The organism is Nonomuraea sp. NPDC003709, from assembly GCF_040610775.1.
GTDB lineage: Bacteria > Actinomycetota > Actinomycetes > Streptosporangiales > Streptosporangiaceae > Nonomuraea > Nonomuraea angiospora_A.
The window spans coordinates 1-25671 of the sequence record NZ_JBEXMW010000054.1; the positions used below are offsets into that span (position 1 = coordinate 1).

A 25671-nucleotide genomic window follows, 5' to 3' on the forward strand; every position below is an offset into this window, starting at 1 on the left:
CTCACCACACCCCAACCCCACCTCCTCCCCCTCCCCATCAACACCCACACCCTCAGCAACCGCCACGACGGCGTCCCGCCCATCCTGCGCGGGCTCGTCCGGGCCCCCGCCCGCCGCACCGCCCACGCCGGGCAGGCCGTGGCCGACGGGTCGGTGGTGCAGCGGCGGCTGGCCGGGCTGTCGCCGGCCGCGCAGGTCGAGGAGCTGACCCTGATGGTGCGCGAGTGCGCGGCGAAGGTGATCGGCTACAGCGAGCCGGAGGCGATCCGGGCGGAGCAGAACTTCCTCGAAGCGGGCTTCGACTCGCTGACCGCCATGGAGCTGCGCAACGTACTGAACAAGGCGACCGGCGTGCGGATGCCGGCGACGGCGGTCTTCGACTACGGCACCGCCGCGGCGCTGGCCCGGCATCTCGCGGACGAGATCGCGATCGACAACGGCGCCGGCTGGGACTCCGGTCCGGCGGAGCCGGACGGGGGCGGATCGCTCAGCTCGCTGGTGCGCGCCGCGGCTCCCGCCGGGAAGCTGCAGGAGGGGCTGGACCTGCTGGAGGCGGCGGCGCGGCTCCGGCCGGTGTTCCGGACGCTGGACGAGCTGGACCGCGCGTACCCGCCGCTGGCCCTGGCCTCGGGGCCGGCGCGGCCGAAGCTGTTCTGCTTCAGCACGCCGATGGCGCTGGGCGGCGCGGCCCAGTTCGCCCGGCTGGCCGTGCACTTCCAGGGAGTACGCGACCTGTACGCGCTCCAGGTGCCCGGATACGCCCCGGACGACAGCCTTCCGGACAACGCGGACGTCGTGGTGCGCATGTGGGCGGAATCCATCCGGGAGGCGGCCGGCGACGACCCGTTCGTGGTGATGGGCTACTGCGGCGGCGGCAACTTCGCGCACGCGGCCGTCTCGTACCTGGAGCGGAACGGGGTGCGCCCGGACGGCCTCGTCCTGCTGGACACGTTCCTGCCGGACAGCGACGTCATCGACGAGCTCGGCGGTCAGATGCTGGAGGGGATGTTCGACCGGGCGGAGGTGTACGGGCCCTTCAGCGACACGAGGATGACGGCCATGGGGCGCTACTACCGGCTCTTCAGGGAGACGGTGGTGGAGGACATCGAAACCCCCGTGCTCTTCCTCAGACCGGACACCCCCCTGCCCTCCGGGCCCGACGGCGAGCGCTCCAGGGAAGGCAACTGGCGGGCGTCCTGGCACCTGAAGCACGACCTGTGCGAGGTCCGCGGCGACCACCTCACGATGCTGGAGGGCGAGGCGGGGTCCATCGCGAAGGCCGTCGAGGAATGGCTGAAGCCGTCCGGCGGGCGTTCGAACGGCGCGTGAGCGGCGAACCACGCACATGCCGAGGGGAGCGCTGTCAGTGATCCTCGGCCGAGGGCTGACCAGAGCGGGGCCACCGGTGAGGGGGAGCGGGCGACTCCCCCTCCAGGAACCGGGCGATGCCGTCCAGCAGGCGCTGGAGGCTGAACTCGAAGATCTCCTCCAGGTCCGTGAGGACCTCCGGGCTGTTGCGCAGCGCGGCCTGCCGCGGATAGCGGTCGGCGCCCAGTTCCTCGAGGATCGCGGGCACCTTCACCGATCGCCACTGGCTGAGCGAGATCCCGCCGCCGCGCCGTTCGGACGCGATCTCGCTCACCCGCAGCAGGGCGAGCCCCTGTGCGATGCCGCTCACGCCCAGATAGATCCGATGGGTCATGACCGGGTCCAGGCCGAGGCCGTCGAACGCGCCCAGGCCGCGTTCGAAGCGGGCGAGCAGGCTGGGGACGAGCGGCGGCTGGACCGTCGCGATGACCTCGAGGACCCACGGGTACGTCGAGTACAGCGCCCACTCCCACCGCGCCGCGGCCTCCAGCTCGGCCCGCCAGCCTCGGAAGGCGTGGGGTTCGGTGTCGCCGCTTTCGCTGAACACCGCCTCGACCATGAGGTCGATCAGCGCGTCCTTCCCGTCGATGTAGTTGTACAGCGACATCACCTTGACGCCGAGCACGTTCGCGACGTGCCGCATCGACATGCTCTCCAGGCCCTCGGCGTTGGCGATCCGGATGGCGCTCCACACGATCCGCTCCCGGGACAGGCCGGCGTCGGTCCGCTGGGAATCGGCGCGCCCGCCGGTGACGGGCCGTGCGGGACGGGGCGGCGAAGGCCGCTCGTCCTTCTTCTCCCGCCAGGCTCCCTGGCCGGTCCGCGCGTCGAGGCGGGCCCGGTAGGCGCGGGCCTGGCACGAGCGCGAGCAGTAGCGGGGCTTGCGCCCGCGGGGAGGCACCGTGAGCTCTTTCCCGCACTGGACACACGTCAGCATGGTCGCCTGATTTCATCACGATCTTCCATTGTGATGAAATTATATCACGCGCCTGATGTGACGAAAAAAAGAGGCGGAGTGGTTGTGACGAAAATATCTTTCAAGAATGGGCGCCAGTCAGGAGATAATCGTGAGCAGCCATGACATGGAGCGCCAGCATGTCATGGCAGTAAATGTTTACTTGACAAGACCCTTTGGCAAGCTGACATATGGTGTACTGTAAATGTTACGTACACAGTATGAGAGGGGTGGAAATGGATATCGCCGAAAGAGGCGCCAAAGCGGGGTGGCGGGAGTGGACCGGCCTGGCGATCCTCATGCTGCCCGTACTGCTCATCTCCATCACGGTGACGGTGCTGTTCTTCGCGCTCCCGTCACTGACCGCCGAGCTGGAACCGAGCGGCACACAGCAGCTGTGGATCGTCGACATCTACGCCTTCCTGCTGGCCGGGCTGCTCATTCCGATGGGCAATCTGGGTGACCGGATCGGCCGCCGGCGATTGCTCCTGGTGGGCGCGGTGGTGTTCGGCCTCACGTCGGCCATCGCGGCGTACGCGCCCAGTGCCGAGCTGCTCATTGTGGCGCGTGGCCTGCAGGGGGCCGCGGCGGCGACGCTGATGCCGCCGACCCTCGCCCTCATCCGGGTGCTGTTCACCGACGGCCGCCAGCTCCACATGGCCATCGCCATCTGGGCCGCGATCTTCACCCTCGGCAGCGTGGCCGGGCCGATCGTCGGCGGGTGGCTGCTGGAGAGCTTCTGGTGGGGAGCGGTCTTCCTGATCAGCGTGCCGATCATGATCCTGTTACTCGCGCTCGGCCCGCTCCTGCCGGAATACCGCGACCCCAACCCCGGGAAGTTCGACATCCTCAGCGCGGTCCTCGTGCTGCTCGCCGCCCTGCCGATCGTCTACGCGGTGAAGATGGTCGCCGAGCAGAACTTCTCCGTGACGATGTGGATCAGCGCCGTGATCGGGCTGCTGTTCCTGACCCTGTTCCTGCAGAGGCAGCGCAAGCTGCCCGACCCCATGCTGGACCTGGCGCTCTTCCGCCGGCACGCGTTCACCGTGTCCCTGATCACCGCCACCCTCGCGGTGTTCGCCCTCGTCGGGACGTTCTATTTCATCACGCAATACCTGATGTCGGTGCTCGGGATGCGGCCGATCGTGGCCGGGCTGATGACCGTGCCGACGGCCGTCAGCTCGGCGGCCGGCTCGGTGCTCGGGGCGGCGCTCACCAAATGGTTCCGGCCCGGCACCATCATGGGCTCCGGCATGGTCTTCGGGGCGATCGGCTTCCTGCTGATCTCCCAGCTGAGCACGGACGTCAACCTGCCGCTGCTGTTCAGCGGGCTGTTCCTGCTGGGCTGGGGGATCGGATCGGTGCAGGCACTGGCCTCCACCATGGTGGTCGCCACGGCGCCGCCCGAGAAGGCGGGATCCGCCTCGGGGCTGTTCGAGTCCTCCACCGAGTTCGGGCAGGCGCTCGGAGCCGCCATCCTCGGCAGCATCGGGGTGGCCGTCTACCGCAGCACCCTCGCCGCGCAGCTGCCGCCCGGCGTCCCGCCCGACGCCGCCGCGGTGGCGCACGAGACCCTCGGTGGCGCGCTGTCGGTCGCCGCCGAGCTCCCTCGGGCGGTGGGCGAGGCCCTGGCCTCCGTGGCCCGCGACGCCTATGTAGACGGAATGCAGATCGCCGCTTTCGCCGGCGCGGTCATCATGCTAGTAATGGGGATTCTCGCGTTCATCAAGTTGCGCGAGGCGCAAAATCCTTCGTGATGCGTCCGGGGCGCGGCGTAAATGGGTGAGGCCGATGTACGGAAGACCGGACCAGAAAAGGGGGGATAGCACCATTGAGTACATGAGAGAATCCGGGCACTCTTCGAGGTATAGGCAAGAGTCTTCGCGAGACGAACGCGATTGATCCTCGGTGCGTTCGCGTCGGCAGGCACCGGTGCGGTGCCGCGACCGCGGGCCACCCTTATTGTCGGAGGGAAGTCGGAGACATGTACGACCAGAGCAGTCATACCTTTTTGAATTTGACGGGCTATGGCGTGGCACATGCGGCCGACTACCCGACTGACGATTTCCGGGAGAACAGCCGGGACGACTATCGGACGACCGTCGAGCAGACCGCCGCGTTTCTCGCCGCCGAGGCGGGGATCGACGGTTCGAGCACGGTGCTCGAGGTGGGCGACGACTGCGAATGCCTGCTGGTCTACCTGGCCCAGTGGTTCGGCTGCCGAGGCGAGGGGATCTTCGAGAGCGAGGAGTACGTCAGGTTCGCCCAGGATCTGTGCACCAACCAGCGGCAACGGCTGGACGTCGGCTTCCGGCGGGCCTCGGTGCTGGGACTTCCGTACGAGCCCGGCAGTTTCAGCCACGTCGTCAGCCACGGCGCGCTGCACAAGGCGCCGGACATGCCGCGCAGCTATGCGGAGATCCGCCGCGTGCTGCGCAGCGGCGGCATCTTCGCCTTCAGTGATTTCTACCGGCCGCGGACGAGGATCAGCGAGCGCACCCGGACCGAGGTCTACGACAAGTTCGGGTGGAACGACGGCTACACGCTTCTCGAATACCATTCCGCGCTGGCGGAGGCCGGCTTCGAAATCAGTTCGGTGGTCAATGTGACCGGCTTCCTCAGGCGGACGTTCGAGGGAAACGCGGAGGCGGCCCGGGCGCGAGCCGAACAGATGGCCGACGCCGCGGCCCGGGACAAGATGCTCGCCTTCTCCGCGTCCTGCGAAGAAGTGCAGTCCGCCATCGACCGGGGGGAGGTCGGCTGGGCCATCGTCGTCGTCCGCAAACGGGACGTACCCGAATGGGAAATCCCGCTCGATGAATGAAACCGGCCGTCACCCGGGCACGGACGCCGAGCCGGGAAGGTGCCGGGAATCCTCCGCGACGAGCACGTTTCCGTTCGACGTGCCGAGCTCTTTCGACGAGAACAGACGCGGAAGGTCGTTCCGGCCGTTCACCCCGAGTTTGCGATATATGCGCGTGAGGTGCTGCTCCACCGTACTGATGGTGATATGAGCTCTCGTCGCGATCTCCCGGTTCGTGTAGCCGAGCGCCGCCATCGAGGCGACCCGATATTCGGCGGGGCTCAGGGCGTTCTGGTCGTTGCCGGCGGCCATCGCGCCGAATTCGCTGTCGAACGCGTTCGCCACCGACCTGCGCAGGGGCTCGGCATGGCAACGCTGGCCGACCCGGTCCGCCTGCTGGCCGATGAGCCGGGCCTTGTCCGTCTCGCCCAGGGCGGCCAGGGAGTGGCTGAGGCGTGCCAGCGCGTGCGCCAGCTCCATCTTGTGGCCGGAGTCCTGGAGCATGTCGACGGCTTTGCGCAGCAGCGGCGGCCGGCGTCCGACCTCCTCGGCCGAGGCCAGCACCATCAGCGCGAACCCCCGGATCCGGGGACTGTGGCCGTGCGGCGTGGCATGGTGCAGCTCGAGGAACTTCCGGGCGCGGGCGTTGTTCTTCAGCACGACCGAGACCCCGGCCGCCCCGAGGCGCCACGGGACGAGCAGCGGCGTGTCGACCTCCCAGGACCGCATCAGCGTGCCGCACTTCAGGAAGTCGCTGAGGCCCGCGTGCGCCTGGCCGACCGACGTTCTGTAGTGGCCCCGCGCGAAGAGGTAGTGCAGCCCGTACCGGGTCTGGTAAACGGTTTCAGGCAGGGGATGACGGAGGTACTGTTCGGCCTTCTGATACTCGCCCATCTCGGTGTGGGCCTCGATGAGGCTGGCCAGCGGGAGCGCCGCGAGCACGCCCAGGCTCCTGGGGGGCAGGGTGCGCAGGGAGAGCTCGCCCCATTCGACGGCCTCCAGCATCTCTCCCTTGTGCTCGGCGATGTGCGCGCGGAAGGCCGCGAGCACGCTCAGCCACGTGGGCGAGTTGCGCCGCTCCGCCACCGCGTACAGGTTCTCGACGAGGGAGGCCGCCTCGTGGGTGCGGTCCGAATAGACGAAGCAGAACAGGGCCGCCTCGACCAGCTCGATGTTGCAGCCTTCGAGCTGGACGGAGTGCAGGACCTTCTCCGCCGTCCGCAGGGCCGCCTCGGTCTCGCCGTCGCGCAGGTTGGCGGCGAGCGCGGAGATCGTCCGCGCGTACGAATGGGCCGGGTGCCGTTCGCTGCCCTCGCGTAAGGGGGAGGGCTTGTGCGTCCCCCGCAACCGGTGCAGGACCGGGGGGTGGGTGCTGGCCAGCCAGTGGTCGGCCGCGAGGCGCCACGCGTGGGCTCCGCCCGCCTCCTGGCCATCGCCCTGCTCGGCCTGCTCCAGCAGCGCGAACATCTCCTCGGCCTCGTCGTACTGGCCGTGCCAGAGCATGCACGTGAGCAGCCAGTGCACGTCCCTGGCGGGCAGCCGGCCGTCCCGCGCGGCCTGCACGAGCATCGGGAGGTACATGGTGGCGGTGGAGGGGTTGATCCGCCAGGTGGCCTTGGCCAGCGCCAGGGTGACCTGGATCCGTTCGTCCGTCCCGGAGCACAGGTCCGCCGCGTACCGGAGGTACCGCACGGCGAGCTCGTACTCGTCGGTGGCCAGCGCCTGGTCGGCGGCCTCCCGCAGCACGTCCAGGGCCCAGGGCTCGTGCTTGGCGCCGGCGGCGACGAGGTGGTCGGCGATCACGGTGGGCTGTACGCCGGTCGCGTGCAGCAATTGGGCGGCGCGTGCGTAGAGCTCTTTGAGGAGGTCCGGTTCCATGGAGTCCAGGACGGCCTCCCTGGCGGCGGGGTGGCGGAAGCCGTCCATGCCCAGCAGGCCGATCTCCGCCAGCCATTCCAGGGTGCGGACCACGGCCGGCTGCTTGATGTGCAGCATCTCGGCCAGCAGCGGGGGAGAGGCCGACGCGTCCAGCACCGCGGCGGCGCGCAGGACCCGTAGGGGGGTGCTGCCGATGCGGTTCAGCAGCGTACGGACGGATCCGGAGAAGCCGTCGTCGATCACCAGGCCGGTCCCGTCGCCGCCCGCGTTCTCCCGGTCCTCGATCAGCGAGCGCACCAGGAGGGCGTTTCCGCCGCTGACCTGGTGGATCGCCTCCGCCAGCGGATCGTCCGGCTCGGTCCCGAGGCGGACCTGCGCGATCCGGGAAATGGTGCCCGACGAGTACGGCGCCACCTTGATGCGGCGGCACTGCGGATGGTGCATGAGATCGCTCTGAATTCTGAGCGGCACCCCGTCCGGTCCTTCGTTCACCGTGAAGACCATGAAGACGTTCGCGGAATGGAGCCGGTTTATGAAATGCAGGAGAATGTCCAGCGAAACCGAATCCGCGTATTGCACGTCCTCGATGGTTATCAATACCGCGCCGTGCCGCGCGTGGTTGGTGATGATCTCCCACAGGCCGTGCGTGACGCCGATCCAATTGAGGTCTTCCGGCCGGATCCCGCGCGGTCCCGCGTTGAATACGGCCTCCTGCAGAAGTTTCAACGCGGGGGGCATCTCACCCAGTGCGGCACTCAGGCTCTGCGAAACCTGGTGGATGACGCCCAGTGAGATGTTCTGCTCGTTCCGTAGGCAGATGGCGCTCAGATGAGTGGCGCCCGACCGCACCGCCGAATCGGCGAAGGCGTGCAGCACCCGGCTCTTGTCGAACCCTGGAGGGCCGGTTATCATCGCAATTCTTCCCCAACCATGCTCACTCTCCGCGAGCATGGTATTGAGGAGGGTGATTTCTGATTCGCGTTCGGCGAACTGCATCGACTCTCCTTCACCTGTTTGGTCGTAGAGGAAGCTCGGTCAGGAAGCGGACCGGGAGCAGTCCAGGGATCTTCGATCGCCGACTTCGTCACGTTCGAGCCGAGGTTTTCGGCGTGGCGTGGAAGACGCCCGGCCCCTCTCGCCCGCGGGCGGTGAAGGTGTGGCCGGCCGCCCGGAGGCGGCACGGTGGCCGTGCTTCGGCGTGGCGGCGGGTGACGGCGGTCTGCCGAGCCGCGACCGCAGGTCCTCGCGTGAGCCGGCCCCGGACCGGGACGGCTCGATGTTCGCGCAGCTCGAAGCCAGGGCGGAGCCTGTCAGGATCCGCCCGCCGGGTCCGGGTGACGGACGTCCGAGGCGCGACGTGGTGCCCGCGCTCGAGTCGCGGGATACGGCCGGACCCCCGCCGGAGCGGGCACCGCCCGGCGTGCGGTCCGCCGCTTCCGGGAAGCGGACGGCGCGCACGACAAGGCCGCCACCGCCGGCGGCCGAGCCGGGGCGGTGGTCCGGTAGCTGGACGGCGTCCACCGGCGGGCGGTCGCCATGGGTGAGAACGGAAAGGATTCCCTGCCCCCTTTGAAGTCGATGACCCGCGGCCACGCTACGACCGGGTGGCAGAACGCCATCCGGCGGCGCGGCCGCCCGGCAGGGAAAACATGGGCGGCGACGCGGGGACGGGTTTCCCGTGGTTCACCGCGATTTCACTGACAATCCGATAAAGATTGAGTGCGACAGCGCCTTTCGCGCTCTCGCCTGCGCCCGTGAATTCCTGTAACATGTGCGGCCACGTCTCCATCATGCGTATCAGCGGCTTGCGTAGCCGGTGTGCTGCGAAAACACACCGTCCGGCAGACCTTGCACCCCGACCGAATCGCAAACGGGCGCCAAACCGTCACGGTAATGTTGTACGCCGGTCCGAGTCAAGGAAAGGCCGCCTTGACGGCACGGCACCGGACAGGCGTGGATCACTGTAGTCCGGAATGCCAATAGCCGTAAACCGAGGGCCGCATGATTCTCCGCCGCAACGGTGCTCAACTGGGGCGATGAAGCCCATCTCTTTTCGGGCGGCCGTTTTCTGGAACGTACCAAATAGGACGGCGGTAATCCGCCGCAACCGCTCCTCTTGCGACGTTGTCGCATCTGGAATCTCCGGAAACCCTCGCAGGTGAACAGTCCTCCTGCCCCCGAGGTTGTGAACATTGCACAGAATTCCAAGATCATCTATGGCGTGAGTTGGCCGTCCTGGTCGCGGGCCGGGAGGGCCGGCGGGATCCGCCGCTGCTGGGGGCCTACGCGGCCCCAGGACCCCTAGATAGGGGTGGCATAGGGGGTCAGCTCGCCGGGGCCCGAGCGTAGCTTCGGAATCGGCCTGGCCGGCTTCCGGTTGCACGCGCATGCGTCCCGGCTGCCGGAGAATTCCTTTCCCCGGCTCGGGGCTGGAGGCACATATTGAACGGGTTGATTTCCACGGCGTATTCTCCGCGGCCGCGGCTCATCCACGAACTGCTGGACGAGGCGGCCGCCATGAATCCGGACGGGATCGCGGTGCGCGACGCCCGCGGCGGCTGGAGCTATCGGCGGGTCGTCGAGCTCAGCCGCGCTTTCGCCGCCTGGCTGGCGGCCACGGGCGTCGAACCCGGCGACCGGATCATCGTGCAGCTGCCCAACCTGCGCGAGACCGTCCCCATCCTCTACGGCGCGTCGCGGCACGGTGTCGTCTTCGTGCCCCTGAACCCCGGGATGAAGGCGTACCACCTGCGGTCCGTCATGGAGGACTCCGAGCCCAAGCTGGTCATCGGGGCCGGCGAGGCACTGCGGGAGACCGCCCACGTGCCCGTCCACGGGATCGACGAGCTCTGGAGGGAAGTGGAGGCGTTCGCCGGACGCCCCGTCCCGGGCGGTCCGGCCGAGGTCCGGCCGCAGGACGTCGCGGTCCTGATGTACACCTCCGGCAGCACGGCGGCGCCCAAGGCGGTGGTGGGCCCGCACGCGCAGGTGACGTTCGCGGCGTCGGCCATCAACGCCGTGCTCGGCTACCGTCCTGGGGACGTCGTCTTCTGCCGGTCGCCGATGTCCTTCGACTACGGCCTCTACCAGATCTTCCTGTCCGCACTCGGCCACGCGGAGCTGGTGCTGGCGGGTGAAGGGTCCGACCTGGCGCTGCTGAGCCAGTTGCAGGGGTGCGGCGCGACCGTCGTGCCGATGGTGCCCTCGCTGGGCGCCATGCTCACGACCCTGGGCAGGCGGGCCCCCGGCTCCGTGCCCACCGTGCGGATGTTCACCAGCACCGGCGCCGCGCTGCCGGCCTCGACCATCGAGGGCCTGCGCGAGTGCTTCCCCGGCGCCCGGGTGGTGCGGATGTACGGGGTCACCGAGTGCAAACGGGTCACCATCATGGAACCGGAGCTGGAGCGGGAACGTCCCGACTCGGTCGGCCGCCCCCTGCCCGGCACCCGCGTGCTGATCCTCGGCGACGACGGCACGTCGCTGCCCGCCGGTGAGACCGGGGAGATCGTGGTGGCCGGGCCCAACGTGATGGCGGGATACTGGCGCGCCCCCGAACTGACCGCCCGCGTCTACCGCCGCGACGCGGCCACCGGCGAGACCCGCCTGCACACCGGCGACTACGGTTTCCTCGACGAGGACGGCTACCTCTACTTCGAGGGCCGGCGCGACGACATGTTCAAGCGCAAGGGCACCCGGATGAGCACCATCGAGATCGAGGCCGCCGCGATGGACATCCCGGGCGTCCGGGCCGCCGCGGTGGTGCCTCCCGGCGAACGGCACGATCTCGCGATCATCGTCGAGGGCGACCTCGCCCCCCACGTCGTCCTGCGCGAGCTGGCGCACCGCCTGGAGGCCGCGAAGGTGCCCGCGATCTGCCGCGTCCTGCCCTTCTTCCCTCTCACCCTCAACGGCAAGAACGAGCGCAAGGACCTCGTACGGTTCCTTGAGGAGACACCCTGAGGTGTCCTCGGGGGACCGGGGCGGGCTCGGGCCTGGGGAAGGCTTTGCCTCCCGCCGGGAGACGCCGCGGGCCGCTCCCGCTAGCGTGAGAAGTGCTTCATGCGCCGTACTGGCGCTTCCCGGGAGCCCCATGTCGACGCTCCGTCAGCCCGCATCCGCTGGGCGCTCATCACCTCACGGAGTGATCTCTGATGCTCGAACGCCTGCTCGTCGCCGCCACCCTGGTGGCGTCCGCGCTCATCGGTTCGGTCTCGCTCTCCGCCCCATCGACCGGTACGGCCGCCGCCGCCACGGTGGCGCAGGCCCCGGCCGCGATCCCGCCCGCCCCGGTCCCTCCGGATGACGACGACGGGTAGGAGGTCTGTCGCCGCACCGGCATCCGTCGCCCCGCGAGGCCGCTCCTCGCGGGGCGATCCCGTTCTCCGGCCCCGGGTTGCGCGGAGTTTGTGTACGACGTAAGCTTACGTGGTACACAAACTCCGGCCCGGGAGGTCTCCGTGACCACGATCGCCATCGCACTCCCTCTCCTCTGGCTGGCCTGGCTGGCCCTGACCGAGTGGGTGCCGATGTTCCCGCTCAACGACCTGAAGCCCGGCAACCTGCGGCCACGGCTGCTCGCCGCGTCGATCAACTACCCGTTCCCGCTGCTCATCGCCGCCGGCATCGCCCTGCGCCAGCCATGGTCGCTGATCGCCGCGTCGGCGTTATGCGGGCTGATCCTGGCCGGGCACCTGGCCAATTGGTGGCTGCCGTACTTCGGGCTGAGCTCCGAAGCCCAGCGGCAGGTCTACGAGCGCGACTACGCCCGCACCCTCAAGATCCTGCCTGCGGACGGGCACGCGGTCGTCCCCGACGTCCAGCACATGATCGTCGGACTGCTCAGTCTGGTCATGCTCGGCACCACGCTGGCTGTCACACTGGCCACATGAGCACCAAGCCACCACGCGGCCGGGGCGGGCGGCCGCCCCAGCTGACCACCGAGCAGATCGTCACCGCGGCCATCGCCCTCCTCGACGAGGAGGGCCTGGACGCGGTGACCATGCGGGGCATCGGCGCCCGCCTCGGGGTGGCCGCGATGTCGCTGTATCGGCATGTGCCCAATCGCGACGCCATTCTGGCCGCGATCGTCAATCGCCTGTTCGCCACCGCGCTCGCCGGGTTCGAGCCCGGCCCGACGTGGACGGATGCGGTGACGCGGTTCGCCGTGGCGTACCGGCGCATGCTGCTCGACCACCCGCACGCCGTGCCGCTGCTGGCCACCTACCCGGTCGACGTCGAAAGCTCCCTGCCGCTGCTGGCGGGTGTGCTCGACCGCTTCACCGCCGCCGGCATCGAGCAGGACGAGTCCCTGATCGTCATCCAGTCCGTCGGCGTCTACGTGCTCGGCCACGCCCTCGCCCAGGTGGGCACGCCGCCCGGCTCCGACGCGCCCGCTCCTCCGCCCGGCCCCGCCGCACTCGACTTCTACGAACGGTGGTTCACCACGGGGCTGGACGCCATCGTCACGGGCTTCGGGCAGCGGCTCCGTCCCCAGTAAGGACCTTGGGCGCGCTCGACGCCCTCTGATTCAGAAGGCGTTGACGAGGACGACGTAGGCCGCGGTGCCGATCCCGACGCTCAGGATCGTCCGGCGGCCGAACGCGAGATGGACGCCCGCCGTGACGGCGACCGCGAGCAGCGCGTACAGCGTCGCGCGCGGCTCAGCGGCGATGGTGCCGTGCAGGGCGGTCACGGCGAGGATGGCGAGGATGCCGACCGGCATCCACACCGAGAGTTGCCGCACGATCGCCGAGCCGCGCAGCGTGCGCAGCACCGCGAAGGGGACGGCGCGCAGCGCGAGGGTGATGGCGAAGACGATCGCGAGGACGGCGACGAGGTAGGCGGTGCTAGGCATCGGCGGCCTCCGGGGCGGATCGGCGGGCGGTGAGCGCGTGCCGGACCAGCAGCAGCGCCACGAACAGCAGCAGCGCGGTGAACATGGCGACCCCCGGGGTGAGGACGAGCGCGACGGCCACGCTCGCCCCCGCCAGCAGCACCGAGGGGATCTCCCGGCGGGAGCGGAACGCGTCCAGAGTGAGCACGGTGAACAGGGCGCACAGGGCGAACTCCAGGCCCTTGATCGGCGCGGGCAGAGCCGCTCCGACGGCCACGCCGACCAGGCCGCCGCCGACCCAGTAGGTCTGGCAGGCGAGCTGCATCGCCAGCAGCCGGGGCGCCGAGCGCTCCGCCACGGGCAGCGAGGCGTTGACGGCGTAGGCCTCGTCGATCATCGCGTAGACGGCGTACGCCTTGGCCAGCCGGTTCCTGACCAGGTGGAGCGGGAAGGAGAAGGCGTAGAAGACGTGCCGGAAGTTGACCACCAGGACGGTCAGCGCGACGGCGGCGAGCGGCGTGACGCTCGCCATCATGCCCACCAGCAGCAGTTCGAGCGATCCGGCGAACGCGGCCAACGACAGGGCGGGGGCCAGCCACCAGGAAAGGCCGGCCTGGACGACCAGCAGGCCGAGGGCGATCCCCAGCGGGAAGATCCCCAGCCCCGCGGAGAAGGAGTCGCGTACCCCCGCGATGATCTGCTCCTTCCGGGTGGTCGGGGGTGGAGCGGTTATCTGGGACGAAAGCACATCTTGCACCCCTCCATGGTCTCGCAGAACACGCGACATGTGGTTGCGAACATTGCTCCCAGAGGCCCTGACAGTGCAATCTTCTCTCATGGATGCGACCGACCGAGCAATCATCGCCGAGCTGGAACGGGACGGGCGGCTGACGAACGTGGAGCTGGCCCAGCGGGTCGGGCTCACCCCCGGCCCGTGCCTGCGGCGCGTCCAGCGGCTGGAGGCCGAGGGCGTCATCCGCGGTTACCGGGCGGTCATCGATCCCGCCGCCGTGGGCCGGTCGTTCGAGGTCCTGGTCGACCTCACCCTCGACGCCCAGGACGCGGAGACCGTCGAGCGCTTCGAGCAGACCCTGGCGCGGGCCGCGGAGGTCGTCGAGCTGCGGCGGCTGTTCGGCAGCCCCGACTACTTCGTCCGCGTGGCCGTCGCCGACCTGGCCGCCTACGAGACCTTCCTCAGCACGTACGTCATGACCATCCCGCGGATCAGGAACGTCACCTCGCACTTCACGATGAAGAACGTCAAACCGGCCCCCTAGCCTCTAGGACACCTGGTCCAGCCGGGCGAACTGCTCGTCGGTCAGCGTGAGACCCGCCGCCGCGACGTTCTCCTCCAGGTGCGCCACGGAGGTCGTGCCGGGGATGGGGAACATGGCCGGCGAGCGGCGCAGCAGCCAGGCCAGGGCGGTCTGGGCCGGAGACGCCCCGATCTCGGCCGCCACGGTGGCCACGGGGCCGCCGGCCTTGGCGTGGTCGCCGACGGCGATCGGGAAGAACGGGACGAACGCGATCCCGTGCTCGCCGGCGAAGTCCACGACCTTCTCGTGGGTGCGGTCGGTGAGGTTGTAGAGGTTCTGGACGGCGGCGACGGGGGCGATCCCGCGTGCCTCCTCCAGCTGGTCCACCGTCACCTCAGACAGGCCGATCTGGCGGATCTTGCCCTCCTCCCGCAGTTGCGCCAGGGCGCCGACCTGGTCGGCGAGCGGGACCTGAGGGTCGACGCGGTGCAGGTAGTACAGGTCGATCACGTCGCGGCGCAGGCGGCGCAGGCTCAGCTCGGCCTGCTGGCGCAGGTACTCGGGGCGCCCCAGCGGGATCCACTCCTCGACGCTCGGCCGGGTCACGCCGCCCTTGGTGGCGATCACGACGTCGTCGGCGTAGGGGTGGAGGGCTTCGGCGATGAGTTCCTCGTTCGCGCCCAGCGCGTAGGCGTCGGAGGTGTCGATGTGCCGTACGCCGAGCTCGACCGCGCGGCGCAGGACGGCCAGGGGGCCCTGCCGGTCGGCGGGTGCCTCCCAGATCGTGCCGTCGGCCGACAGCCGCATGGCGCCGAAACCGATGCTGCCCACTTCCAAGTCGCCAATTTTCATGATTTCTCCCTAAGGTTGAGCGTTCAAGTGTGGACGCTACACCTCAAAGGTTGAGAGTTCAAGCTAGGATGGGCGGCGTGGAAGCACGGTGGCTCGACGACGACGAGCAGCGGACCTGGCGGGCATATCTGTGGACGACCCGGTTGCTCGGCGACGCCCTCGACCGGCAGCTGCAACACGACGCCGGGATGCCGTACACGTACTACATGATCCTGGCGACGCTCTCGGAGGTCCCCGAGCGGCGCATGTCGATGACCGACCTGGCCGCGCAGGTCTACTCCTCGCTCAGCCGCCTGTCCCACGCGGTGGCGCGGCTGGAGGAGCGCGGCTGGGTGCGGCGGTCGCCGCACCCCGACAACCGGCGGGTGACCATGGCCGAGCTGACCGACGACGGCTTCGCCGCACTCGCGCAGGCGGCGCCCGCGCACGTGGAGGAGGTGCGCAGGCGCTTGTTCGACCCGCTCACCGGCGAGCAGGTGGCCCAGCTGCACGGCATCCTGCGGGCGCTGTGGAAGGGGCTCGATCCCGAGCCGGGCGGGGCGTATCCCGGGGTCTTCGGCCCCGAGGCGTGAATCAGCGAGGGATCAGCGCGCTGCGGGGGCTTGGAGCAGGCGCTCCTCCTCGGCGGTCCGGTCGTCGTACGCGGTGCGGGCGTCGGAGATCTCCCGCTGGTGCTCCTCGGTCCAGACGACCAGCGACTTGATCACCTCGTGCAGCGAGAAGCCGAGCGCGGTCAGCTCGTACTCCACCCGCGGCGGCACCACCGGATAGACGGTGCGGGTCACGAGCCCGTCGCGCTCCAGCTGGCGCAGCGTCACGGTGAGCATGCGCTGGCTGACCCCGTCGATGGCACGGCGCAGCTCGGAGAAGCGCATCGTACGGCGGTCGAGCAGGGCGATGACCAGCAGCGACCACTTGTCGGCGACGCGGTCGAGGATCTTCCGCACGTCGCAGTCGGCCCGGGTGTCCCACTGGACGACCTGGTCGTCCATGGTTCCCGTGCAGTAACCGAGTGCCTTTGAAGTGCCGTCTTCCATTGCTTCCCCATGGTCACGCAAGATTCCCTTGTTACGAAAAATAACCATAGGAGTCGTTCCTGTGTCCACAACCACGCACTCTTCTTCGCCGTCGTTGCGCATGACCCCCAAGGCCTGGGGGATGCTGTTCGTCCTGTGCGGCGCGATCTTCCTCGAGGGGATCAACGTCGCGATGCTCAACGTGGCCCTGCCCGCCATCCGGGCCGACCTCGGCCTGTCCACGGGTGAGCTGCAGTGGGTGATCAGCGCCTACGTCCTGGGCTACGGCGGGTTCATGCTGGTCGGCGGCCGGGCGGCCGACCTGTTCGGCCGCCGCCGGATGTTCCTGGCCTGGCTGGCGATCTTCCTCGTCGTCTCCGCCCTGGGCGGGCTGGCCAGTGAGGGCTGGATGCTCATCGCCGCCCGTTTCGTGGCGGGCGTCGCCGCCGCGGTCATGACCCCCGCCGGGTTGTCCATCATCACCACGAGTTTCGAGGAGGGGCCGCGGCGCAACCAGGCGCTCCTGGTGTACTCGGGCACCGCCGCCGGCGGTTTCTCCCTCGGGCTGGTGCTCGGCGGCCTGCTCGCCGCCGTGGACTGGCGCTGGGTGCTGTTCGCGCCGGCGGTGCTGGCCCTGATCATCCTGGTCCTGGCGGTGCCGCTGATCCCGGCCAGTCCCATGGAACGTTCCCAGGAGCGCAGGCTGGACGTGGCGGGCGCGGTGACCATCACCGCCGCCATCATGCTGCTGGTGCTCGGCGTCGAGCGCGCCGCCCACGTGGGCGCCGGGTGGACCGCCGGCGCGCTGGTCACCGGGCTGGCCCTGGTCGCGCTCTTCCTCGTGATCGAACGCCGCTCCGCCGCTCCGCTGGTGCGCCTGGGCGTCTTCCGCTCCGCGCCGCTCGTCCGCGCCAACCTCGCGGGGCTGCTGTTCTCCGGGGCCTTCTTCGGCTTCCAGTTCATCGCGGTCCTGTATCTCCAGGAGGTGCGCGGCTGGACCTCGCTGCAGACCAGCCTGGCCATGCTCGCGGTCGGCGCGGACGCCGTCCTCGCCCCGACCCTGACCCCGCGGCTGGTCAACCGGTTCGGCAACGCGAGGGTCATCCTGGCCGGGCTGCTGTTCGCCGTGCTCTCGTACGTGTTGTTCCTGCCCATCGGCATGGACACCGTCTATCTCGCGATGTTCCCCACCATGATCATCCTGGGGGTGGCGTTCGCCCTCGCGTACGGTCCGCTCACCATCGTCGCCACCGACGGCGTCGACGAGAGCGAGCAGGGCCTGGCCGGCGGGCTGCTCTACACCTCCTTCCAGTTCGGCGCGGCGCTCGGGCTGGCGGCCAGCACCACGGTGATCGTGGCCGTGGCGGACGCGGGGGACCTGCTCGGCGCCTACCGCACCGCGCTCGCCGTGCCGATCGCCGCCGCGGCCCTGGCCGTCGTGGTCAGCGCTTTCGGCCTGCGGAAGGGAGCCGCGCGATGACGTCGTTCGCGGAGATCGAGGCCGAGTTCAACGCCATCGTCGGCGCCACCGTGTACGCCACCATGGTCACCGTGGACGCCCGCAACCGCCCGCGCACCCGGGTGCTCATCCCCATCTGGGAGAACGTGGACGGGCGGCCGCTGGGCTGGCTGGCCACCTACCGGACCCCGGTCAAGGCGGCCCACCTGGCCGGCAACCCGCACACCTCGTTCTCGTACTGGAAGCCCGGCAACAGCTCGGTCGCCGTCGACGCCGTGGCCGCGTGGGTGGACGACCTGGACGTGCGGCGGCGCGTGTGGGACCTCTACCGCGCCACCAGCCCCCGGGGCGCCGGGTACGACCTGGGCGCCTTCTGGCGCTCGCCGGCCGACCCCAAGCTGCACGTCCTGCGCCTCGACCCCTTCCGGGTCCAGGTCATCCGCGGCATGGACCTGCGCAGCCGCATCTGGACGGCCGGCTGAGCGGGCGGGTCAGGCGTGGCTGACGATCACCTTGCCGAAGCCGCCGCCTGACCCGCAGTAGGCGAAGGCGTCGGGCACCTGCTCGAACGGGAACACCCGGTCGATCACCGGGCGCAGCCGGTGCGCCTCGACGGCCCGGTTCAGCTCGAGGAAATGGGCCCGGCTGCCGGTGGCGATCCGGCGCAGCACCGAACCGGCCATGAACAGGGTGGCGGGGTCGACCGGTGTGGCTCCTTCGGCGCCGGAGAGCCAGTAGCCGACGAAGGCGACCTCGCCGCCGGCCGAGACGGACCGCAGCGACTGCTCCAGCGGCCCCGTCGCGTCGACGACGCGATCGGCTCCCCGGCCGTCGGTCAGCGCGTGCACCTCCTTCCACCAGGCCGGGTTCTCCCGGTAGTTGATCACCTCGTCGGCTCCGAGCGCCTTCAGCCGCTCGGCCTTGGCGGGGCCGGACGTGGTCACGATCACTCTGGCTCCGGCCAGCTTGGCGAAGAGCAGCACGAACAGCGACACGGCGCCCGACCCGAGCGTCAGCACGGTCGTGCCGGCGTGCGGGGCGCCGCCGGAGGTCAGGGAGTTCCACGCGGTCACCGCCGCCAGCGGCAGCGCCGCGGCCTCCTCGTACGACAGGTGCTCGGGGATGGGCACGACGCCGTCCTCGCTCAGCAGCGCGTACTCGGTCAGCACGCCGTCGATCATGGTGCCGAGCTGGGCGGCGTCCTCGCGCCGGAACGGGCCGTCCAGCCAGCGCGGGAAGACGGTGGCCGCCACCCGGTCACCCGGCCTGACCCGGGTGACGTCCGCGCCGACCGCCACGACCTCTCCCACTCCCTCGCAGCCGGGCACCACCCCGGGGGTGACCGGCAGGGGATAGTCTCCGGACAGCACGCGCAGGTCGCGGAACCCGAGGGAGTTCGCGCGGATCCTGACCACGACCTGCCCGCGCCCGGGTTCGGGCTCGTCGCGGTCGTGCAGCGTCAGCCCGTCGAGGCCACGTCCGGGCACGAGGCGGTAGCTCTTCATCTGATGTCCTTTCCGGATCCGCATGAGTGGGCACGATCGTGCGGGGCGGCCAGGGCGGCCGGCAATTCCCCGGGGGGAATCGCGGACGCGCACGGCGACCGGATAGAACAGAGCGGTGAGCAGCACAACCATGGAGAACGGCGTCGGCACGGAGCTGAGACGCTGGCGCGGGCTTCGCCGGGTCAGCCAGCTCGAACTGGCCACGCTGGCCGGCACGACCCAGCGCCATCTGAGCTTCATCGAGAGCGGCCGTTCCCGGCCGGGGCGCGCGATCGTGATCCGGCTGGCCGAGTCGCTCGGGCTGTCGCTGCGGGAGCGCAACGACCTGCTCACCGCGGCCGGCTACGCGCCGGTGTTCGCCGAGTCGGGGCTGGAGGAGTCGGCGCTGCGGCCGGTCCGCGCCGCGCTCGAACAGATCCTGTACGGCCACCTGCCGTATCCGGCCCTCGTCATCGCGCCGTACGGCCGGGTGGTGGCGGCGAACGACGCCGTCGAGGTGTTCACCGAGGGCGCGGCGCCCGAGCTGCTCGAACCGCCGGTCAACATGCTGCGGCTCATGCTCCATCCGGACGGGATGGCCCCCAGGGTGCGCAACCTGGGCGAATGGGGCCGGCACATCATCGAGAACCTCCGTGCCCGAGCCCGCCGGAGCCCGGACCCGCGCCTGGAGGACTTCGCCGCCGAACTGGCCGGGTACGTCCCCCAGGCGCCGGTCGGGCCCGAGCATCTCGGTTTCTCCGTCCCCATGAGGCTGGCCTCGGCGGACGGGGAGCTACGCCTGATCACGACGCTGACCTCGTTCGCGACGGCGACCGACGTCACGCTCGCCGAGCTGCACCTGGAGGCGTTCCTGCCCGCCGACCAGGCCACCGCCGAACTGCTCCGGCGCCGGGCCGAGCGGTGAGGTCAGCTCACCGAGAGGCGGTCGACGTTGGGGCCGCCGTTAGACGTGGTGGCGGTGGCTCTGATCTTGTTCACCCCCTGGGCGAGGTCGGCGGTCAGGGTGACGGTCTGCCAGGTGGTCCAGGCGCCGGTGCCGGTGAAGTCGCGGGTGACCGAGGTGCCGTTGACCGCGATGGTCATCGGCCGGTTGGCCGTGGTGCCGTTGGCGAAGCGGAGCTCCAGGGTGACCGGCCCGGCCGTCGCGGCGTTCACCGTCCACTCCACATAGCTGCCCGTCACGTTGTCGTAGTTCACGAACCCCGTTCCGGTGTAGCCCGCGTGGTTGGACTCCGCCACGCCCTGCGAGATCGTCGCGTCCTCCGCCTGGTAGACGGCGGGGCCGCTGCCGGTGGTCTCGGTGACGGCGTTCGACGGTGCTGAGGAGTTGCCCGCCGCGTCGTGGGCCTTGACCGTGAAGGTGTACGGCGTGCCGGCCGCCAGGCCGGAGACCGTGGCGGTGGTGCCGGTGACCGTCGTGGCCAGGGCGGTGCCGTTGTAGACGTCGTAGCCGGTGACGCCGACGTTGTCGGTGGAGGCGTCCCAGGCCAGCGTGACGCTGGACGAGGTCTTGCCGGTGGTGCGCAGGTTGCCGGGCACGGACGGGTTCTGGGTGTCGGGCGGCCCGGTCGGGACGGTGAGGGTGGCGGTGTTCCACCCGGCCACTCGTACGCTCGGCGAACCGGTCAGGTCGGAGGCCCGGTACGTGGCGGTGAGGGTCTTGGATTCCCCCGGCCAGAGGCTGATCGCGTTGTCCGACCACTGGATCGGCAGCACGGGCTTGCCCGCCGCGTCCACCACGTCGGCGTCCAGCATGAAGGCGGGGACGGCGCCGGTACCGGTGTTCTTGATCGTCACGGTGACCGTGCCGGGGGAGGGCGCGGAGGCGGTGGCGGTGATCGGGGTCTGGGCCAGGCCGTTGAGGCCGGTCAGGTTGGCGTAGCGGGAGGTCGGGACGTAGTACCAGTCGTTGTTCGCCCAGTCGATCACGTCGTCCGAGGTGGACAGGGCGTAGACGTTGCGGTCGATCTCCTGGCCGTCGCGCAGCAGCGTCAGCCGTACCAGGTAGGTCGTGGAGAGACCGCTGACGGCCGGTACGGTCACCGCGGTCGCCTTGCCCCCGTCGGCGGGGACGCTGACCGTCGCGGTGTTGCTGTACTTGGCGGATCCGTCCGTGTTGAACACGTCCGTCTTGACGGTCAGGCCCGAGGCGGCCGAGACGCCGGAGTTGACCACGACGACGGACTTGTTGTCGTACGAGTACTGCACGTGCAAGGGCTTGTTGGCCTCGCGGGCGCCCCAGTAGGAGCCGCCCTGGTCCAGGTAGTAGTCGAAGAGCTGCCAGTGGAGCGAGGACCAGCCGCTGTTGAGCATCCAGTAGATGACGCCGGTGGACGGGTTGCTCGAGTCGGTGAAGTTGCGGCCGTAGGCCTCGAACTGCGCTCGGACCGCCTCGTACTGGGCGAGCTGCGCCTTCTTCATGTAGTCCGTCAGGCCGGACGGGACGCCGTACCTGCCTCTGAGGGCGTTGTGGTAGATGGTCAGGTCGTCGAAGGTGCTCGACGGCGAGCGGTGATACTGCGTCGCGCTCGGGCTCTGCCAGAGCGAGTCGATCTGCGCGGAGGTCATCATCCGCTTGAGCGAGTCGAGCGTCGGGACGTCGGGGCCGGCGCCGGTCTCGGAGTTGAAGCCGAACGCCCCGCCTTCGCGCTTGTTGTACCAGTAGCTCGGCGGCACCCAGTCGTACGGGCCGGGCATCTTCATGCCCGAGTTGCCCAGTTGCGGGCTGGACTTGTCGGAGGCCACGGACACGATCGGGAGCTGCCACTCGGCCGCGGTGAGGGCGTCGAGGTAGTTGGTCTCCTTCTGGGCCGGCGGCGGGTTGTCCGAGCCGATCAGGAACGAGATCACGCTGGGGTGGTTGCGCAGCCGGGTGGCCTCCGCCTGCATGGACGCCTTGGCGATCGGATAGTCGGAGCTGCTGAAGGAGCCCTCCCACTTGTCGCAGCACTCCCAGCCGGGCAGGGTCAGGATGCCGTACTTGTCGGCCAGGTCGTAGAGCTCGTCGGTGTCCAGGTGGCCTTCGACGCGGATCGTGTTGAGGCCGAGGTCCTTGACGTAGCGGATCTTGTCCTCCAGGTAGCCCAGGTTCTTGCGGAGGAAGATGTCGGGAGACCAGCCGCCGCCCCTGATCAGGATCGGCCTGCCGTTGATCTTGTAGTAGCGGCGGCCGCTGGCGTTCTTGCCCGACTCCACCTTGCGCACGCCGAAGCGCTGGGTCAGCGTGTCGCTCTCCGCGCCGCCGGTCGTCGCCGTGAGGTTCAGGTCATAGAGCGGCTGGGCGCCCATCGTGTGCGGCCACCACACCTGCGGGTTGGCCAGCGTCTGGTTGAACGTGATCCGCTTGGTCTGGTTCGCGGCCAGCGCGACGTCCTGCGAGAACTCGAGCGAGCCGATCGTCCCCTTGACGGTGGCGTTCACGGCGCTGCCGGTGGCGTTGCGGACGTCGACCTTGATGGTGAGGTCGGCGCGGTCGAGCCCCGGCACCGCGAGGTTCGTGATGACATGCGCGTCGCGCAGCGAGACGTCGGCGCTGCGCCGGATCAGGACGTCGCGGAAGATGCCCATGTTGTCGTCGCGCGGCAGCTGCACCCAGTCGATCCAGCCGATCGTGAGGTGGTTGTCGGGGTTGTTCGGGTTGATGCGGAAGGCCACCGAGTTGACGCCCGGGTGCACCAGGGCGGTGACGTCCCGTTCGTTGCGGGTGTAGGCCCCGGCCACCTGGGCGGCGGTGGCGACCTGGGTGCCGTTCACCCACACGTCGGCGCTGGAGATCACGCCGCTGACGTCGAGGAAGGTCCGCAATCCGGACTCGTCGCCGAGGGTGAAGTCGGAGCGGTACCACCACGGCACGTCGAAGTCCGCGGTCGGGATCGACTGCATGTTCGTGGAGTAGAAGGGGTCCGGGTAGACGTTGTTCTGCAGCAGGCCGGCGAGCACGGTCGAGCGGGGGCCCACCGGGTACCAGCCGGTGGCCGCGTAACCGGGCGTGGAGATCGCGGCCCCGGAGTCGGACACCTTCGCCGTGGACTGGATCTTGTATCCCGTCAGGGCGGTCGTCGCCGGTACGGCCTGCGCGGAGGCGGGCGGCGCCACGCCCGCGGCGTTCACCAGCAGTGCACAGGCCGATAACAGGATGAGGATGAGCCGAGAGCGCGCCATGGGGTCCCTCTCTAGGCTGGTCTATTCGTTAATAAACCTTCTTAACAAATAAACCGGATGTCGTAAATGGAGAATTCGCGGGAAGGCGAGGCTCGCCGCGGGCAAGAAGGGGTGTCCACCTCATTCGGGAGTCCTTGAGTGATCACTGCCCCTGACGCGTTCGAAGCGGTCTTCGACGCCCACTACGAGGAGATCCGCCGCTACCTCGGCCGACGGGTCGGCCTCGACGTGGCCGAGGACCTCGCGGCCGAGACCTTTCTGATCGCCTTCGATCAGCGCGAGGCGTTCGATCCGTCGTTCGGCGAGATCAGGCCGTGGTTGTACGGCATCGCGACCAACCTGATCGGGCGGCACCGGCGTACGGAGGTGCGCCGGTACCGCGCGCTGGCGAGAACCGGGCCGCCGCCCGACGACGGGCCCCATGACCGGGTGATCGATCGGCTCACCGCCGAGGTGACGGTCGGGCGGCTGGCCAAGGCGCTCACCAAGCTCTCGGCCGGCGAACGTGACGTCGTGCTGCTGGTGGCGTACGGCGGGTTGAACTACGCGGAGGTGGCCGCCGCGTTGAAGGTCGCCGAGGGAACCGTCGCCTCGCGGCTGAGCAGGGCCAGGACGAAGCTGCGTGCGGCGTTGGGGGTGGAGGTGTGATGAAGGAGTTCGAGTTCATCGACCGGGTGATGCCGGACGTACCGCCGCTTTCGCCGGCGCAGCACGCCGCGGCACGGGCCCGGCTCGCCGAAGCCACCGCCGCCCGTCCCGCCGCCCGGCCCACCGGCCGGACCGCCCGCTCCGCCGCCCGGCCCACCGGTCGGACCGCCGGTCCTGCGGCGCGGCGGGTCCGTGGCCGGCGTTCGGTGGCGCGCGGATGGCGGGGGATCGCGCTCGCGGCGATGGCCGTGGTCCTCGTGATCGGCGCGGTCGTGCTCCTGGTGCCTTCGCCGGGCCGGGAACAGGTCGCCTCCACCCCCGGACAACTCCTGGACGCGGCAGCCGGCAAGCTCGCGGCGCAGCCTCAGGGCAGCGGCCGCTACTGGTGGCTGGAGATCGAGGAGGTCGTCCGTTCGAAGGGTACGGAGGGCTTCCTCGTCGAGGAACGCGGCAAGGACGTGCTGGTGCTCGGGCGGGACCACGACGGCTACACCTGGTACGAACCCGTCTCGGCCAAGCCCTACGGCGCCGAGGCCGCCGCGGCATGGAGGCGGGCGGGCTCCCCGAAGCTCTGTCCCGCCCGGGAGTGCGACCCCAAGCTGCGCTTCTACCCGGTGCGCACGCTGGAGAGGTCTCTGAGTCTGGCGCCAGGGTGGCAGCCGACCTTGGAGCAGCTGCTCGCGCTTCCCCGAGAGGCGACCGCGCTCAGGACCGAGCTCCTGAGGCACGTCCCGCTCGGCTACGACCAGAGCCCGGACGACTGGGTGCGGGCAGCGGGGATCCGGCTTGTCAAGGACGTTCCGGCGACCCCGGGCACCCGGGCGGCGGCCTACCGCATGCTGGCCGCCCTGCCCGGGGCTCGCGTGGTCGACGACGTCCGCGACGCGGCGGGCCGCCGAGGCGTGACCCTGCAGCTGCGCGTCAACGACGCCGTCCGCGTCCAACTCGTCATCGACCCGAGCAGCGGCGAGCTGTGGGCGGTCCAGCAGGTGGCGCCCCTGCCCGGCCTCCCGCGGGGCGTCGCGGGGGTGGCCTCGACCGTCGTGCGGACGGGGTGGAGCGACGCCCGGCCGGTGCTGCCGCCCGGCTGCCGAGGCTGCCGAGGCCGGTACTGAGGCCGGGCCACCCACCCTCGACAGCGCGGCCAGGCGCTCGACGGCGGGGTCGCCGGGGCCGCGCGCCGCCCCGGCGAACCGATCTTCGGCGGCGTACGTCAAGAGGGCATGACATCACGCGTTCTCGCCCTGCTCGCGCTCGTGGCAGGGCTGGTCATGTTCACCGGCGGCACGGCGTCCGCCTGCAAGTGTGTGGAACGGGGCCCGCAAGATCAGATGGAGAGCGCGGTCGCCGTGTTCGCCGGCACGGTGACTCGGGTCGGCGTGAGCCCGGATGAGAGCGGCGGAGGGCACGTCATCGCCGTCCTCCGCGCCGACCACGTCTACAAGGGGCAGGCGCGGGAGTGGTTCCAGGTCTCCACCCGTAGCGAAGGGCCGGCCTGCGGGTACGACTTCGCCGCGGGCAGCCGCCACCTGGTGTTCGCCGGCGGGCGTGACGAGGCGCTGACCACGTCCAGCTGCTCGGGCAACGCGTCGCTGCCGGCCGGCGACCGGCCGCTGCGGCGTGACGACGGCAATGGGGTCACCCGGGAGCTGATCGCCGCCCTGGGCACGCCCACCCGGGTCCGCCACACCGGCGCCGCCGAGCCCACCATCGCCGGGTCGACTGCGGCCGGGTCGACTGCGGCCGGGTCGACTTCAGCCGGGTCGACTGCGGCCGGGTCGACTTCAGCCGGGTCCGCCGCTGCCAAGTCCGCCGCCACCGAGTCCGCCGGTCCCGACGGGGGCACCGGCGTGCTGGTGGCCGCCCTGGTGGCGGTGGGCGTCGTGGCGCTGGCCGCGGTGGGCGGGTGGGCGTACCGCAGGCGCTCCTCCACCTGA

At 70.1% G+C, this 25671-nt stretch carries 23 protein-coding genes and 1 pseudogene; 15 read left to right on the forward strand and 9 right to left on the reverse strand.

All coding sequences use genetic code 11. The features are described from left to right. On the forward strand, positions 1-1329 hold a 1329-nt coding region (locus tag ABZX61_RS63935), incomplete at its 5' end, for a thioesterase domain-containing protein (RefSeq protein ID WP_355212673.1). Between the two features lie 34 nt (positions 1330-1363). Here ABZX61_RS63935 and ABZX61_RS63940 read toward each other — a convergent pair. Beyond that, entirely contained in the window at positions 1364-2269 is a 906-nt protein-coding gene (locus ABZX61_RS63940; RefSeq protein WP_355212676.1) for a TetR/AcrR family transcriptional regulator C-terminal domain-containing protein, read from the reverse strand. 290 nt (positions 2270-2559) lie between these two features. Here ABZX61_RS63940 and ABZX61_RS63945 point away from each other — a divergent pair, with 290 nt between their 5' ends. Continuing rightward, a complete protein-coding gene (locus ABZX61_RS63945) occupies positions 2560-4080 on the forward strand; it encodes an MFS transporter (protein ID WP_355212678.1) in 1521 nt (506 codons plus the stop codon). A 227-nt stretch (positions 4081-4307) separates the two neighbouring features. After that, entirely contained in the window at positions 4308-5147 is an 840-nt protein-coding gene (locus ABZX61_RS63950; RefSeq protein WP_350742502.1) for a class I SAM-dependent methyltransferase, read from the forward strand. 9 nt (positions 5148-5156) lie between these two features. Here ABZX61_RS63950 and ABZX61_RS63955 read toward each other — a convergent pair whose 3' ends face one another. Both ABZX61_RS63955 and ABZX61_RS63960 read right to left on the reverse strand, forming a co-directional pair. Continuing rightward, the gene (locus tag ABZX61_RS63955) at positions 5157-7496 is read right to left on the reverse strand and encodes a LuxR C-terminal-related transcriptional regulator (protein WP_355212733.1); all 2340 of its coding nucleotides are present in this window, start codon (positions 7494-7496) and stop codon (positions 5157-5159) included. A gap of 66 nt (positions 7497-7562) precedes the next feature. Further along, a pseudogene (locus ABZX61_RS63960) lies at positions 7563-8000 on the reverse strand (AAA family ATPase); the annotation flags it as partial. Between the two features lie 1455 nt (positions 8001-9455). Between ABZX61_RS63960 and ABZX61_RS63965 the strand changes: the two are divergent. The 4 genes from ABZX61_RS63965 to ABZX61_RS63980 all read left to right on the forward strand — a co-directional run bounded on the left by ABZX61_RS63965 (position 9456) and on the right by ABZX61_RS63980 (position 12501). Beyond that, complete coding sequence (locus tag ABZX61_RS63965; RefSeq protein WP_355212681.1) at positions 9456-10964, forward strand: AMP-binding protein; 1509 nt, start codon at positions 9456-9458, stop codon at positions 10962-10964. Between the two features lie 191 nt (positions 10965-11155). Beyond that, a complete protein-coding gene (locus ABZX61_RS63970; protein WP_355212684.1) occupies positions 11156-11320 on the forward strand; it encodes a hypothetical protein in 165 nt (54 codons plus the stop codon). Between the two features lie 141 nt (positions 11321-11461). Beyond that, positions 11462-11893: a hypothetical protein gene (locus ABZX61_RS63975; protein ID WP_355212686.1), complete on the forward strand. Its 432-nt coding sequence runs from the start codon at positions 11462-11464 to the stop codon at positions 11891-11893. Further along, on the forward strand, positions 11890-12501 hold the full coding sequence (locus ABZX61_RS63980) for a TetR family transcriptional regulator (RefSeq protein ID WP_355212689.1): 612 nt from the start codon (positions 11890-11892) through the stop codon (positions 12499-12501). Before ABZX61_RS63975 ends, ABZX61_RS63980 begins: the two co-directional genes overlap by 4 nt. 30 nt (positions 12502-12531) lie before the next feature. On the opposite strand, the gene ABZX61_RS63985 is transcribed toward ABZX61_RS63980, so the two are convergent. After that, entirely contained in the window at positions 12532-12858 is a 327-nt protein-coding gene (locus tag ABZX61_RS63985) for an AzlD domain-containing protein (protein ID WP_350742493.1), read from the reverse strand. Next, positions 12851-13594, reverse strand: coding sequence for an AzlC family ABC transporter permease (locus tag ABZX61_RS63990; protein ID WP_355212692.1), 744 nt, complete (start codon positions 13592-13594; stop codon positions 12851-12853). The genes ABZX61_RS63985 and ABZX61_RS63990 overlap by 8 nt, the downstream gene beginning before the upstream one ends. A gap of 79 nt (positions 13595-13673) precedes the next feature. Here ABZX61_RS63990 and ABZX61_RS63995 point away from each other — a divergent pair, with 79 nt between their 5' ends. After that, positions 13674-14114, forward strand: coding sequence for an Lrp/AsnC family transcriptional regulator (locus ABZX61_RS63995; RefSeq protein ID WP_355212695.1), 441 nt, complete (start codon positions 13674-13676; stop codon positions 14112-14114). 3 nt (positions 14115-14117) lie between these two features. Here the strand turns inward: ABZX61_RS63995 and ABZX61_RS64000 are convergent, their stop codons facing one another. Further along, positions 14118-14945, reverse strand: coding sequence for an aldo/keto reductase (locus ABZX61_RS64000; RefSeq protein ID WP_355212697.1), 828 nt, complete (start codon positions 14943-14945; stop codon positions 14118-14120). Positions 14946-15022: 77 nt separating this feature from the next. On the opposite strand from ABZX61_RS64000, the gene ABZX61_RS64005 reads away from it, so the two are divergent. Continuing rightward, entirely contained in the window at positions 15023-15517 is a 495-nt protein-coding gene (locus tag ABZX61_RS64005; protein WP_350742485.1) for a MarR family transcriptional regulator, read from the forward strand. Positions 15518-15529: 12 nt separating this feature from the next. Here ABZX61_RS64005 and ABZX61_RS64010 read toward each other — a convergent pair whose 3' ends face one another. Continuing rightward, positions 15530-15937 carry a helix-turn-helix domain-containing protein gene (locus tag ABZX61_RS64010; RefSeq protein ID WP_350742483.1) on the reverse strand — a complete coding sequence of 136 codons (408 nt, stop codon included), beginning with the start codon at positions 15935-15937 and terminating at the stop codon, positions 15530-15532. A gap of 106 nt (positions 15938-16043) precedes the next feature. Between ABZX61_RS64010 and ABZX61_RS64015 the strand changes: the two genes are divergently transcribed. Beyond that, the gene (locus ABZX61_RS64015) at positions 16044-17441 is read left to right on the forward strand and encodes an MFS transporter (RefSeq protein ID WP_355212701.1); all 1398 of its coding nucleotides are present in this window, start codon (positions 16044-16046) and stop codon (positions 17439-17441) included. Further along, positions 17438-17902, forward strand: a complete 465-nt coding sequence (locus ABZX61_RS64020) for a pyridoxamine 5'-phosphate oxidase family protein (RefSeq protein WP_355212704.1) — start codon at positions 17438-17440, stop codon at positions 17900-17902. Before ABZX61_RS64015 ends, ABZX61_RS64020 begins: the two co-directional genes overlap by 4 nt. A 9-nt stretch (positions 17903-17911) precedes the next feature. On the opposite strand, the gene ABZX61_RS64025 is transcribed toward ABZX61_RS64020, so the two are convergent. Then, entirely contained in the window at positions 17912-18925 is a 1014-nt protein-coding gene (locus ABZX61_RS64025) for an NAD(P)-dependent alcohol dehydrogenase (protein WP_355212707.1), read from the reverse strand. A 115-nt stretch (positions 18926-19040) separates the two neighbouring features. Between ABZX61_RS64025 and ABZX61_RS64030 the strand changes: the two genes are divergently transcribed. Further along, a complete protein-coding gene (locus ABZX61_RS64030; protein ID WP_355212710.1) occupies positions 19041-19829 on the forward strand; it encodes a helix-turn-helix transcriptional regulator in 789 nt (262 codons plus the stop codon). A gap of 2 nt (positions 19830-19831) precedes the next feature. Here the strand turns inward: ABZX61_RS64030 and ABZX61_RS64035 are convergent, their stop codons facing one another. Beyond that, positions 19832-23086, reverse strand: coding sequence for a fibronectin type III domain-containing protein (locus tag ABZX61_RS64035; RefSeq protein ID WP_355212713.1), 3255 nt, complete (start codon positions 23084-23086; stop codon positions 19832-19834). Between the two features lie 138 nt (positions 23087-23224). Here ABZX61_RS64035 and ABZX61_RS64040 point away from each other — a divergent pair, with 138 nt between their 5' ends. From ABZX61_RS64040 to ABZX61_RS64050, 3 genes are all read left to right on the forward strand, one after another. Further along, complete coding sequence (locus ABZX61_RS64040; RefSeq protein ID WP_355212715.1) at positions 23225-23734, forward strand: RNA polymerase sigma factor; 510 nt, start codon at positions 23225-23227, stop codon at positions 23732-23734. After that, positions 23734-24849 carry a hypothetical protein gene (locus tag ABZX61_RS64045; RefSeq protein ID WP_355212718.1) on the forward strand — a complete coding sequence of 372 codons (1116 nt, stop codon included), beginning with the start codon at positions 23734-23736 and terminating at the stop codon, positions 24847-24849. Before ABZX61_RS64040 ends, ABZX61_RS64045 begins: the two co-directional genes overlap by 1 nt. 108 nt (positions 24850-24957) lie before the next feature. After that, entirely contained in the window at positions 24958-25671 is a 714-nt protein-coding gene (locus tag ABZX61_RS64050) for a hypothetical protein (RefSeq protein WP_355212720.1), read from the forward strand.